The sequence below is a fragment of the Stieleria marina genome (assembly GCA_007741555.1).
In the GTDB taxonomy this organism is placed as follows: Bacteria; Planctomycetota; Planctomycetia; order Pirellulales; family Pirellulaceae; genus K23-9.
This window is the reverse complement of the sequence record CP036526.1, coordinates 2,454,731-2,468,057: the sequence shown is the minus strand read 5'-3', so window position 1 is coordinate 2,468,057 and position 13,327 is coordinate 2,454,731. Positions and strand designations below refer to the sequence as shown.

The 13,327-nt window shown below is 54.7% G+C and carries 11 protein-coding genes; 5 read left to right on the top strand and 6 right to left on the bottom strand.

Features of this window, described 5'->3' with window-relative positions:
• Positions 1-151 precede the first annotated feature (151 nt).
• The gene (locus K239x_RS08485; RefSeq protein WP_419189830.1) at positions 152-964 is read left to right on the top strand and encodes a phytanoyl-CoA dioxygenase family protein; all 813 of its coding nucleotides are present in this window, start codon (positions 152-154) and stop codon (positions 962-964) included.
• Between the two features lie 158 nt (positions 965-1,122).
• Here K239x_RS08485 and K239x_RS08480 read toward each other — a convergent pair whose 3' ends face one another.
• Both K239x_RS08480 and K239x_RS08475 read right to left on the bottom strand, forming a co-directional pair.
• Positions 1,123-1,356: a DUF3565 domain-containing protein gene (locus K239x_RS08480; protein WP_145417410.1), complete on the bottom strand. Its 234-nt coding sequence runs from the start codon at positions 1,354-1,356 to the stop codon at positions 1,123-1,125.
• A 1-nt stretch (position 1,357) separates the two neighbouring features.
• The gene (locus K239x_RS08475; protein ID WP_145417409.1) at positions 1,358-1,669 is read right to left on the bottom strand and encodes a cupin domain-containing protein; all 312 of its coding nucleotides are present in this window, start codon (positions 1,667-1,669) and stop codon (positions 1,358-1,360) included.
• A gap of 278 nt (positions 1,670-1,947) precedes the next feature.
• On the opposite strand from K239x_RS08475, the gene K239x_RS08470 reads away from it, so the two are divergent.
• Entirely contained in the window at positions 1,948-3,144 is a 1,197-nt protein-coding gene (locus tag K239x_RS08470; protein ID WP_145417408.1) for a ThuA domain-containing protein, read from the top strand.
• A gap of 242 nt (positions 3,145-3,386) precedes the next feature.
• On the top strand, positions 3,387-6,041 hold the full coding sequence (locus K239x_RS08465) for a c-type cytochrome (protein ID WP_419189829.1): 2,655 nt from the start codon (positions 3,387-3,389) through the stop codon (positions 6,039-6,041).
• A 48-nt stretch (positions 6,042-6,089) separates the two neighbouring features.
• On the opposite strand, the gene K239x_RS08460 is transcribed toward K239x_RS08465, so the two are convergent.
• Positions 6,090-6,650: a hypothetical protein gene (locus K239x_RS08460; RefSeq protein ID WP_419189828.1), complete on the bottom strand. Its 561-nt coding sequence runs from the start codon at positions 6,648-6,650 to the stop codon at positions 6,090-6,092.
• A gap of 538 nt (positions 6,651-7,188) precedes the next feature.
• Here K239x_RS08460 and K239x_RS08455 point away from each other — a divergent pair.
• A complete protein-coding gene (locus K239x_RS08455) occupies positions 7,189-8,070 on the top strand; it encodes a carboxylesterase family protein (protein ID WP_419189827.1) in 882 nt (293 codons plus the stop codon).
• Between the two features lie 149 nt (positions 8,071-8,219).
• Positions 8,220-9,803 carry a sulfatase family protein gene (locus tag K239x_RS08450; RefSeq protein ID WP_145417405.1) on the top strand — a complete coding sequence of 528 codons (1,584 nt, stop codon included), beginning with the start codon at positions 8,220-8,222 and terminating at the stop codon, positions 9,801-9,803.
• Here K239x_RS08450 and K239x_RS08445 read toward each other — a convergent pair.
• From K239x_RS08445 to K239x_RS08435, 3 genes are all read right to left on the bottom strand, one after another.
• The gene (locus K239x_RS08445) at positions 9,738-10,607 is read right to left on the bottom strand and encodes a sulfite exporter TauE/SafE family protein (protein WP_145417404.1); all 870 of its coding nucleotides are present in this window, start codon (positions 10,605-10,607) and stop codon (positions 9,738-9,740) included. The genes K239x_RS08450 and K239x_RS08445 overlap by 66 nt on opposite strands.
• Positions 10,608-12,050 (bottom strand): MFS transporter, encoded by a 1,443-nt coding sequence (locus K239x_RS08440; RefSeq protein WP_145417403.1) that lies wholly within the window; start codon positions 12,048-12,050, stop codon positions 10,608-10,610.
• A gap of 261 nt (positions 12,051-12,311) precedes the next feature.
• Positions 12,312-13,307, bottom strand: a complete 996-nt coding sequence (locus K239x_RS08435; RefSeq protein ID WP_145417402.1) for a TauD/TfdA family dioxygenase — start codon at positions 13,305-13,307, stop codon at positions 12,312-12,314.
• Between the last annotated feature and the right edge of the window lie 20 nt (positions 13,308-13,327).

The window sequence follows — 13,327 nt, the reverse complement described above, 5'->3', positions numbered from 1 at the left end:
AGCTCATCCGTCTGGTTGTGCCAACCGATGCGTGAGATAGTCTAGTCAATGAAAGAAATGTTTTTTTGACACGAGGGGTTTCGGCCGTTTTCGAACGGCAATTCCGCGGCCACGATCTGAAAGGCGTAAGACGATGGCGAAAGAGTTCAAGATGATTCCGTCAGACGATGAAATCCAATCGCTTGAGCGAGACTTGCGATTTCATGCGACTGAAAACGACAATCCGTCGTGGCTAACTTCCGATCAGATCGCCGATTTCAATCGGACCGGTTACGTCGCTCCGATTCCTATTTTTGATCTAAACGAGATCGCCGACATTCGCTGCTATTTCGATGATCTACTCGATCAGGTCACGGCACAGGGCGGCAATAGCTACTCGATCAGTTCGGCCCACCTCAAATACGGCCGTGTCCACGATATCCTGACAAACCAGCGAATCGTCGACCACGTCGCTGATCTGCTGGGCGAAAATGTGATTGGTTGGGGATCGCACTTCTTTTGCAAAATGCCTCGCGATGGAAAAGCGGTCGCCTGGCATCAAGACGCCAGTTACTGGCCGCTTTCCCCGTCCAAGGCCGTCACGGTCTGGTTGGCAATTGACGATGCGGATGAACAAAATGCGTGCATGAAGTTTATTGCCGGCTCGCATCATCACGGGCACATGACGTATCGGCCCAGCGGTTCACACGAAGACAACGTGCTGAATCAAACCATCGAAAATCCCCAGCAGTATGGTGACACAGTGTTCAACCCACTGGCCGCGGGAAATGTCTCGATCCATAGCGATCTGTTGCTGCACGGGTCCGAGGCGAACGAATCCGATCGCCGGCGATGTGCCCTGACGCTTCGTTACTGCGCAGCAGATGTCCGAGCCGAACTGGGCTGGAACGAAAAAGGCGTTCAGGTTCGAGGCAAAGACGAAAGTGGTCACTGGAGCAATGTGCCACGGCCTGCCACGGATTGATTCGGATCGACGGCGAAAACAAAGGCGTCGGCACTGATGTTCAGCACCAACGATTCGGCGTCTATCATTCTCAGGTCATGCCACGCCGAGGTTTCAGGAAGCGATTCGTTGTTCCGCCGGCTGGTTTCTAGTTCGGCTGTTCTCCACTCGGCTTTGTTTTAACTCGATTGGCTGCTCGGACGCGGGTCAGCCGGAGCGGCCTCGCGACACTTCTGGCATTTCAGTTTGTAGCCCAACATCGAATCGCGTCCCTCGCTAGTCATGACCCAAGGACGCCGAACCAGCGGTGGGTCGTGGCGCACGTGCTGATTGTGGCCACACGCCAGCTGTGATACCCAGTATCCTTCTTCGTCTTTGTGGTAACCGACAATGGCTGAATTCGTGCTTGACATGCTAGTTCGCCAGCGTCACCAGCATGACGGAATCCTCCAACGCAACTAACGCGTGCGGCTCGCCGGAATCCAAGTACAACAAACTGCCTGCCGTCATTGCATGCGTTTTTTCCAGAGCGGTGAAATCAACTCGGCCACTGACGCACTGAACAACGATTTGTTTGGGTGCGGTATGAGTCGGGAGCTCTTTGCCCTTGGGAAGCACCAAACGCATCAGCCGAAAAGCGTCGCACTTCAACAGCAATTTCGGGTCCGATGTCGAGCCGACATCGGTGACGTCAATCAATTGACCGGGGATAACGGTAGCTGCCATCGAATTGCATCCTGTTGCTGTCTGCGGCTGGAAATTCTGGTTCATTTGTCGTTCGGCAGGACCAAATCATGTGTCGCCCTGGAATTCGTCGTGACACACCCATCATACACCTTCGGGTGCATATTTAACAGGCGGGCTCATGCGGCTTGATGACGCAGATCGCGATCACTGGACAAACATCGCGTACTACTTGACTGCAGCATCGTACGAATCGGAAGTCAGCGTGTTAGAATCTTGGGTTGATCCAGCCAACCAAACTGAAATAGAGAAATCGATTGATGAGATACCTGATTGTCGCTGCGTCCCTGTTTGCGTTCAACGCAGCCGCGACCGCAGAGCCGCTTGTGTACGAAGGCACCGAGGGAATTGGCAAAGGAAAACACATCGTGTTTATCGCCAATGATCACGAATATCGCTCGGAGCAAACTTGCCCGGTATTGGCCAAAATCTTGGCTAAACATCATGGTTTCCGATGCACTGTTCTGTTTGGCATCGACGATCAAGGAGCGATTAAGGCAGGCGCGGCGTCGGTGCCCGGGCTCGACGCACTCAAGGATGCTGACTTGCTCTTTTTCTTTACCCGTTTTATGAACCTGCCTGACGAACAAGCCGACGCGATCGTCGACTACTTCGAACGCGGCGGTCCAGCAGTCGGCGTTCGCACGTCAACGCACTGTTTCAATGGACAAAAAGGGAAATGGGAAAAACTGAACTTTAATTACGACGGCGAAGACTATCGCGGCGGGTTGGGTGAACAAGTCTTCGGTAATACTTGGCACAAGGAGCGCGGACAGTCTCACTACGGAACTAACCACCAGATGGGATGCCGAATCACCGCTGTGGCTGGTGCAGAGAGTCACCCCATCCTCTCGGGTGTTAAAAAAATCCATGCCTATTCGGGCGCTTACGAATCCCGACTGCCGTCGGGCGCAGTACCACTTGTCGAAGTCCAGGTGCTCAACACGTTCGGCCCCAGCGATGAAATCCATCCCGACAAACCAATCGTCAACGCCGGCTGGGCAAGTACACAATACGTGGCGCCATCAGGCGCCAAGAAGCAATCGCGAGTCGTCTACACTTCGTTTGGTGCGTCCGAAGACATGCTTGACGAAGATGCGCGTCGTTTTATGGTCAACGCTTGTCTTTGGGCCGGCGGCTGGGAAAAACAGATTCGCGATGATCTGGACGTCAGTATCGTCGGTGGCTATTTCCCCAGCCCCTACACGTCCAATTCTTTCTTCTATGCCAATATCAAACCATCGGATTTGGCCGGATTCAAAAGCGACGTGATGTCACCATCCGCAGAACTTGGCGGCGTTGGCGATCCAACGACGGCTCGTAAAAAGCAGAAAGTTCTGCAAAACCGACCAGAACTGAAAGCCAAGTTGGCCGCGAAGTATCCGGAACTGTACGGCCCCAACGCACAGCCAACGGGCGACAAGCCACGCAAAAGAAAATCCGCTTTGTCGAAATAGATCGCAGGGTCTGTGGTCCAATCGTTTTAAGCACGGTTGAAACTGAAGGCGTGTTCACAAAGAAGCTGTTGCTGAAATAGCGCCGCTCGTTCGACGCGATTTCAGTCGGGAAATATCAACGTCCGAGCCTGCTTCAGAATTTTTTGCAATCCGCCCGATTCTCGCCAACTCCAGCACGTCGCATTTTGACTAGAATGACGACGTCCTACCTACCAACCTTCACGGCTCTCTGCCAAATCGTAATGAACCGAAACAAATACCCAGCTCAAACTATGCCAACGTATTGCACCCGATTCCTGCTGGTCGTTCTCTCTGTCGTTCTTGCCATGCCAGTGGCGACGGCTCAACAAAAGAAAAAGGGTGCGACGAAGCCGAAACCGAAACGCCAGACCGAAGTAGGCCCCGCTGTGGGCGGCAACACCGCCACCCCCATCGATCGAATCACAGCGGCCGAAGGATTCAAAGTCGAACTGCTCTATTCGGTGCCCGGCACCGACCAGGGTTCGTGGGTCAACCTTTGCACGGACAACAAAGGCCGCTTGCTAGTTAGCGATCAGTTCGGCGGCATGTACCGCATTACTCCACCGCCAGCGGGCCAAGTGATCAGTCAGAGCATGGTTCAACCGGTGGCCGCCGACATCCGTGCGGTCAATGGAATGGTCTGGTTCAAAGACGCGCTCTATGTCGGCGTCAATGATTACGAACAAAAGATCCCTTCGGGCGTCTATCGCATTACCGACAGCAATGGCGACGACAACTTGGACAAAGTGGAATTGCTTCGCGAGATCAAAGCCCGAGGTGACCACGGCGTTCACGCATTGATGCCCACACCCGATGGGGAATCGCTCTATCTGATCACCGGCAACAACGCAAAAGCACCGGAGATCGCCGACAGCTCACCCGTCGCCCAAATCTGGGGCGAAGACCATCTCTTGCCCAGCATGCCTGACGGTCGCGGCCACAATCGCGGCGTCCTGGCGCCCGGCGGAATTGTTTACCGCCTGACCACGGATGGAAAAACGTTTGAAGCCTACGCTTCCGGTTTTCGCAACATCTTTGATGGTGCCGTGAACCACGATGGCGAACTGTTTACGTACGACGCGGACATGGAATACGACTTCAACACGCCTTGGTACCGACCAACACGCATCTGTCACGTTACCAGTGGCGCCGAATTTGGCTGGCGTAACGGTGCCGGAAAACGCATGCCGTTTTACGCAGACAATCTGCCCGGTGCGCTCGACATCGGCCCCGGTTCGCCGACAGGCACCACGTTTGGCTACGGTGCAAAATTCCCCGCCAAATACCAAAGCGCTTTCTACGCTCTGGACTGGAGTTGGGGCAAACTGTACGCCGTGCATTTAAAACCCGAAGGATCGTCCTACACGGCGACCAAAGAAGAGTTCGTCACCGGTGCTCCGCTCCCCATCACAGACGCAATCATTCACCCGGGTGATGGAGCAATGTACTTCACCATCGGCGGCCGACGCGTGCAGTCAGGTCTGTACCGAGTCACTTACGTGGGAAATGAATCGACCGATCCCGCGCCCACCACGCCCAACAGCGTCGGCAGCGAAGAGCGGAAAACCAGGCAAATGCTGGAAGCATTCCACGGCAAACAAGATCCCGCTGCCATCGGTACCGCTTGGCCCTATCTGGCCAACCAAGATCGCTTCATCCGATTCGCAGCTCGCACCATTTTGGAACATCAACCGGTCGCTACTTGGGCGGACAAAGCTTTGTCCGAAACTGATCCCAACAAACAAGTGACCGCACTGTTGGCTCTTGCTAGATCCGCTGGCGTCTGTCCTCAGCATCGCGGCGACAACGCGGCCGCCGTCGATACACAGATGCGAGACAAATTGTTCGGCGCGGTGACTGCAATCGACGCCAAAAGCCTAGGCCTGACGCAGAAGCTTGTTCTTGCACGCACCACGCAGATCATCTTGAACCGTTTTGGCCAGCCCGATGATGCAATGACTCTGCGACTGATCGACAGTCTTGATCCGCTCTTTCCGTCTGACTCAGCGGAGCTGAACTGGCTGCTTTGTGAAACGCTCGCGTTTTTGCAATCACCAACGGCGGCCGCCAAGTCAATCGCGCTGATCGAAGCCGCTCCGACGCAAGAAGAACAGATGCAGTACGCACGAAGCATCCGGATGCTTAAAGCTGGTTGGACGCCCGAGCTGCACAAGAAGTACTTCAATTGGTTTCTGAAGGCAGCGAATTACAAGGGCGGTGCGAGTTTCGATAAATTCATCGAGTTCATTCGCAACGATGCCGTCGCTTCACTTAGCTCCCAGCAGACCGCTTCACTTTCGGAACTGCTGGCCAAAAAGCCGGTTAAGAAGTCCGCCTTGGAGAACCTAGGCGAAGTATTCAAAGGTCGGAGCGAAAAAGAGTGGACGCTAGACGAGTTGTCTGCGGCATCCAAAACGCAACTTGCAAACCGCAATTTCGCCAACGGCCGCAAGATGTTTGCCGCTACCGGCTGCTATGCCTGCCATCGCTTTGGAGATCAAGGTGGAATGACCGGCCCCGACCTGACTTCGGCGGGTCGTCGCTATTCACCGCACGACTTGATCGACCAGGTCATCAACCCCAGTAAAGTCATCAACGAACAGTTTTCGTCGATCAAAGTGCTGACCGATGACGGCGTGATGCACACCGGCGTCGTCGTAAACTTAAGCGGCGACACGTTTACGTTGAACACTGATCTGACCGATCCCAACAAACGTGTCAGCATCGACCGAAAAGAGATCGAGTTGATGGAAGTGTCCAAAGTGTCTGCGATGCCAAAGGGACTGTTCAACCGACTGACCCAGGACGAAATCATGGACCTGTTGGCATATGTCATCAGCGGCGGAAACAGCGAACATGCTTACTTCCAAAAGTAACGCACGCTTCTAGCAAAATGCGAACGCCACAATGTGGCGTGACGCTGATCAGGGGCGGGCGGCATTGGCCGCTAATGCCTCAATCGGCTCGACTTGCTCGTCACAACTCAGTGACCCAACGACTCGTTCATAGACGGGCCGTAGCTGGTCTTCAAAAAGCTCCAAGTAGCTGATATCAAAGACCAAACGGTTGCTGTCCGATTCCAAAACGATCACCGTGCCGACTCGATACCCGAAGTTGTCCCGAGAGCGATGATCCTGCTGAACACCGGAGTAGGCCCCAATTTGAATCGGGCGCATTTCGCCCACACGCGATTGCGAATCAATGCAACTGTCGATCATGTCCGACGCGTAGCCGCCGCCGATTTGCTCGTCACCTGCAACGACCAAAATTCCAAATCGATCATTTTCACCCAGCAATTGATACGCCAAAGGCGATTTGCTTTTTTCGTATCGAATTAGTCCTGTGGGATACTCAAAACTAGCGTTGCCAATCGCCAGTGATTCAGTTCTCCAAGGCAGGTCTGGATTCGCAATTTCAATTTCTGGAGCACAGCCAGCAAACACCAAGCAGCAGGTGAGTAAGGCAGTCAAAGGGTACAGACGCATCAAAATGCCCAAACTTAGAAGGAGAAAAAGAACCGATTTCAGAATCTAGGACGGTCGCCGTGGCGAAGATGCGAATCAATTTGCCGGACGTGCAAAGAAGATCGCCCCGCTGAGCATTCGGAGGATTATCCGGATTGCGGTATCCATTTGCGCCTTCCCGGCGTCACGATCAACTCCAAAGCACATTGAAATCCCCACTGCTCATCTTGGCAAACGCCCTCACAATTGCTGAGTTCAGGGGCACTGGTAGTTTGGTGTTCTCCCTTTCGTAGCTTTCCGTTTCGCCAGCCGGCGTGGACGGGGAGACCAATAGAAGCTTCAACAACAAACGGAAATCCCCCACCTGATGTCCCGCCTCAAGAACAATAATCGATCTCAGAAAACAACCACCGGTTTGCATTCTGCCCTGCGCTCGCACTTGGTGTTTGCGTTCTGCTTTCTTCTAACCTGCGTGTGCGCAATCGCGAACGGCCAAACGGTTCCGTCACAGTCCCCCTCTCAGATCAAACCCCGGGGCTCGCTTCAGGTCGATGCTGACGTGACGGCCAACAGCCAAGCCGAACGCGTCGTTGATCGTGCTACCTTTGAAGTGCTCGTCACGCGTGGTGTGCCCTATGCCCAGGGAATGATTTATCACCCGACAGACCCATCGCGTTGCTATCCCCGAAACTTAACCCTTGACATCTATCAACCGCAGCAGAAAGCGGCTCCCGGACGCCCCGTCGTTTTGCTGGTTCATTCGGGTGGCTTTTGGACAGGGGATTCGTTGATGAGGTCGATGGTGCGTGCCGGCCACTACTTTGCCTCTCGCGGCTGGGTGTGTTTTTCGATCAACTACCGATTACACGGAGACCGAGCGATCGCTCCGGACGGTTGGCCTGCAAACCATCCGACGTACGCAGCTACTCGCGACGCAAAAGCTGCCATTCGCTGGATACGCGCCCACGCCGCTCAGTACAATCTGGATACCGACACGATCATCGCTTACGGAGGATCCGCGGGCGGATACATCGGCACGGCATTGGCTGCGAGCGACGAAGCGGACTTTCGCGATGAACTACTTGTCAACGACAAAGAGCGCCCCTTGCTGGAAGCGACTCACTTAGATCAGTCGTCCAAGGTGCAGGCCGTGGTCAACCATTGGGGATCGGGGTTGTTGCTGGATCTGCTGAAACGGTACGACGGCCGCGAGAGGTTTGACAACGAAGATGCACCGCTGCTGGTCGTCCACGGCACGGACGACAAAGTCGTGCCCTATGATCACGCCGAAGCATTGCTCAAAAACTATCAAGCCGAACTGCTGCATTTCAAATTAGACGGTTTCGGTCATTCGGCATGGAACGCAAAAGTCGACGGCAAGTCGTTGCTGGATGCCGTCTACCCGTTCATGCGAAAAGCACTTCGAAATCAAGCAAAGTGACCTCCGTCTGAATTTGCAATGACCGCGTCGACAATCATCGCGATGACGGCGCAGTTGATCCGATAATTGATCGCAAATTGACGAAACCGGGCAAGCGATTCGCTGTCTTGATATGCTCTAGGCTTCTCCGCAAATCCTAGGAATGCAGCATGCCGCAAATAACTTCAGCCAGTGGGGCACATCACTGTTCGTCTCGACTCCAAGCCATCCGCTCCCCCACTGCGAAACTGATAGCGATCGCCTGCCTCAGCATTTGTGGTTTTGGCATCAAAAGTCATGCCGACGATCCCAACCGCCCCAACGTCGTGATCGTCTACACGGACGACCAGGGCGTCGGTGATGTCAGCGCGCTGAATCCCACTGCGAAGTTTCAGACGCCGAACATCGACCGCTTGGCTCGGGAGGGGATGACCTTTACCGATGGGCACTGCAGCGACACAGTCTGCACGCCTTCGCGATACGGACTTCTGACTGGACGCTACAGCTGGAGAAGTTCGCTGAAGGCAGGTGTGATGGGCGCGGACGTCGAACATGGATTGATCGAAGACGGGCGAATGACCATCGCGTCTTTGTTGCGGGACAAAGGATACCGAACAGGAATGTTTGGTAAGTGGCACCTCGGCATGCAATTCGACGGCAAAGCGGGCCAGCGAGATTGGTCCCAACCATTTCGCGATGGACCGATCGACCATGGATTTGACGAATTTTTTGGCATTCCTGCCTCGATGAACTACGGTGTCCTGACTTGGCTCGAAGGCGACCGCGTCACCAAGCCAGCTGCCATGTGGACGGCCAAAAAACCGGGACTGGTGACGTACGACAAATCCTCCTACCGCATTACGCCGCCGTATGGGTCCGAGCCGAAGAAAAGCCGATTGGGGGGCGCCCTGGAAGTGGCGGACGACTTTGATGACGTGCAGGCTCTAAGCCGATTCACTGACCGTGCGATCCAATTCATCGAACAAAATTCCAAGCATCCGTTTTTCGCCTACGTACCGCTGACGTCACCGCACAAACCAGTGATCCCCGCTCCTGAGTTCGTCGGCAAAACCAAGTGCGGGGCCTACGGCGACTTCATGATCGAAACGGACCACCGATTGGGGCAAATCCTTGACACGCTGGACCGCCTAAAGATCGCGGACAATACGATCGTCGTTTTCACATCAGACAATGGTGCCGAATCGACGTATAAAAAACGCGTCGATGTGTTTCAGCACGATTCAAGCGGTGTGCTTCGCGGTGGCAAGCGAGACCTCTACGAAGGCGGCCATCGGGTGCCATTCTTTATTCGCTGGCCCCGAGTCGTCAAAGCAAATTCGACGACGGATGCTCCCGTCTGCCAAAGTGATCTTTTGGCGACGCTGGCCGAAGTCGTCGGCACCGATCTTCCCGCTGATGCGGGTGAAGACAGCGAAAGCTTTGCGGCAGCACTCCGGGGCAAACCGTTTGATCACGGGCCGTTGGTTCACCACGGCGTGAAGGGACACTTTGCGATACGCGATGGCCGCTGGAAACTGATCCTAGCAGCAGACGGCAACAAACTCTACGACCTCCAGCGTGACCTATCCGAAACCACGAACGTCGCAGAGTCTCATCCTGATTTGGTCGCACAGATGCAAGCGAAACTAACCGCAATCGTCGCGAACGGCCGGAGTACCGCCGGCGAATCACAAACCAATGTGGGCGGAGTCGACTATCGCGATTGGTGCAAATGCTGCCGGGAGAGCCGTTAAACCAGGCGAGACAGACACATTGGCATCAGACGACGATTGCTTTGTTTCTTTTGCAGGCGATCCTCGCAATAGAAACAGGCACGCGACTGCAAGCAGTACAACAGCGACGATCGCTTTGAACCGGTCCGGATCAATGAACTTGCTCACCCAGGCTCCCAACTGGATTCCGACCAGAGTAAAAGGCGTCGCCCAGATTGCGGTGGTCATATCGGACGTCTGGATCAAACCACCCAAAGCCAAGCCCGATACTTTGTAGATGCAGATGACCAAGATGCACTGCGTTACAAAGGACTTGAACCGATCAGCATTCCACCCCTGGTTCAGTGCAAAGGTTGCGACCGGCGGCCCTGCGATGCTAACGGCCCCGCCCAAGAATCCGCTCAGGGCTCCAGCAAAGAACGATGCCAACTGGGAAGCGTGGGCGGAAGGTTTGTGAACTGTCTTTTTCTTTCGCAAGCCATTGAGTGTGGTCGCTAAGATCGCGAGCCCGGTTCCGCGAACGAGCCAATCCATCGACATCCAACTAAACGCCATCAACCCGATTGGCATTAACAATGCTGCTCCCATCAATGCCGGCACAAGAGACGGCCAGTCGATTCCTTTTCGATACGCCCACGCAGCCATCAGCAGCATGGGCAAGCTTGTCAGGGACAGCATGATGTGTGCCATCCGTACATCGATCACCATCGGCAGAAACGCCAACGCGATGATGCCGAATCCAAATCCGATGATGCTGTGTGCGACGCCGGCGACCAAAACGATCGCCGCAATGGCAGCCAGCTCGATAACTAATTCCGGCGTCACTTACTCGGGCAACTCCGTGCCGCGGGTTTCGCGTCCAAACAAAACGACAACGGCACCAAGCAAATACAACGGGCACAGCCAAAGTGCTTGAGTCTCGGGTGCAATCTGAACCAAGAAACCGAACACGAAGAACGCGACCGCTGTTCCCAGTCGCCCCATATTGAAACAAAACCCAGCTCCCGTGCCACGCAGTCTGGTAGGAAACAGCTCCGGAAAATACACCGCATAGCCCGCGTGCATCCCCAGCGTAAAGAACCCGAACACCGGTAGCACCAACGCCAGCACCATCGGCGATGTGTCACTTGGCAGCAGAACTTGAAACAGCAGGATCACCAAGCCAAACGCAATCAAGTGATAAAAAATGAAGGCACCTTTTCGCCCCAGCATGTTGGAAATCCAGCCAAAGAGGACCAGCCCCAGTCCGCCACCGATCGTGTTCAATACCATACTGAGCATCTCTGCTCGCTTGACTCGCGCCTTATTCTCGTCGGTTCCCAACGTCGCTCGCTTGTCGTCTTGAAATGCATCTTTGTCCGCCTGAGCTGCATCGGGTCCTGGGTCGATCACACCGGCTTGCAGCAACACGTCCGCTTGCGCCCGCCTTAGCAGTGCGTTCTTGCCATAAATGTGAATGCCCCAAAACGTGACCAGCCCGATGGTGGCCAAAGTGACGCCGACCAGGGTGGCTCGCAACTGCGGGGCGGCAAACAGTTCGCCAATCCGACCTGGTCTCTGTGTTTCGTCCGCCTTTGCTCGTTCTTGTGCACGCACCCACGAATCAGGTTCGCGAAGTTTCCAACGAATCCAAAGCGTCAAGATCGCTGGCAAGACCCCGATGGCAAATCCAATTCGCCAAGGGTCGTAACCTGCATCAGCGATCTGAGCATTCAGTTCGACGTTACCAATCAACATGGCAATGGTTGCAGCGGCCAACAACGTTCCAAACACGCTGGACGCATGAAAGATCGATCCCATCACAGCCCGAGAACGTGCCGGCATAACTTCGGCGACCATGGCTGACGCCACCGCCCATTCACCACCAACTCCCATCGCAACCAAAAACCGTAGCAACACCATCTGCCAGGCTTCCTGCGCGAACGCGCTGATGCACGTGAACATCGAATAAAACAAGATCGTGTAGATCATCGTCTTGGACCGACCGATCCGATCGCTAATCACACCGAAAACGACTCCTCCTAACGCACCGCCGAGCAAAAAGAAACCGAACGCGATGTTGTTCCAGGCGCTGACCGATTTGTCTTCAGGGTTCACCCCCAAGAGATCCGGCATGGCATCTCGCATCGAAGCAACAAAAATCTGCCCTTCGAAAACATCAAACACCCAGCCCAGCGACGCGATCAGCAGTACCAGCCATTGGTACTTGGATATTCCCTCGTACCACGCAAGCTTGGATTCAGACGGGTTGGAGTCAATGTTCGCCATGTTCTGAAAGTCCGAAAGAGAGAGAGTAACTCGCGAGGGTGCTTCTTGACGTTGTAGTATTTATCGACAAGCCACACAGAATGAATTCGCAGCAAAACGCGGCGAGCAAAACAGCCGTTTATCTGTGAAGCCGTCAATCGGTTAAGTAGCTATTCAGGACAGTCGCGGCCAATGAGTTGGCCCTAACGGACTGGCCAATCAGCTGGGTTGGCCCCAACGGCCAAGGGCACTCGCCCGTTCGGGCGTCGTATCCACACTGCTTTAAGCAACTTGAAACGACTGAGTTTGCATCTGCGCCAACGACGCGACGACTTTTCGTTTTCCAACAAACGAGCGTCTCGCGTGCATCACGACCGTATTGTCGATCAGCACCACATCGCCGACCTGCCAATTCATATCAAAAGTAATTTCGTCGGCGATCGTTGCGGCATGTCGAACGGCATCCGCATCCAACACCGTCCCATCACCATGCCGAATCGCACTCGAAGGATCGTTGCGTTCATCTTTCCAGCCACAGAAAGCTGCGATCAATTGATTGAAAAAAGTTTTGCGTCCGTCCGCCAACTCCATGACCGCGGGTAACGGCGGCGTGGTCGCGCGGAGATCACCGCTGGCGAGCCATTCCCACGAGTAGCCCAATTCCGCCAAACGAGCTTCCGCGGCCTCTTTGTTGTCGACGCCCAACGTACTGGCCCAACTCCGTCCCATCCCAGACGCCGCATCGTCGATTCCGGGCATCACATTGGAGTATTGCAAACCGCGATTTTCGCAAGCCTGGGCAAACTCCGGTCGCTCCTTCAGCAATCGCTCGAACAGCACATCGGACCGACACAGTGGCGTTGCACCACCTTCTTGCGGCGCGATCTCGCAACTAAACAAAATCCACTTCGGAAACAGCGGCGTCTGTGCCATCTCGTGATGAAAAAAAATCTGCACTTCCGGGGGCGCTTCGTTGGCCGAAAAGACTCGCTCGGTACGGTTGACGCGAACGGCGTTGGAGAGCGATTTTTTGTAGGGAAAATTCTCCAGCGACAAGGATGCCACCATCGCATCGAAACCTTCGACACTCTCCACTCCCATGCCGCGGAACAAAACCGCCCCGTGAGTATTAGCCTCCTCTAACAGTCGTTCACGATTCTCGCTTATCCACTGCGTTGCTTGCCCCAATGTGCAAGGTTCGTCCGAGGTGTACGCAAAGGGAAACACGCTCTGCGAATAAGTCTGTTGACCTTCGACAGGAGTCGGTTGAATCGGCATCGTCAGTAGGTGGGGCTTTG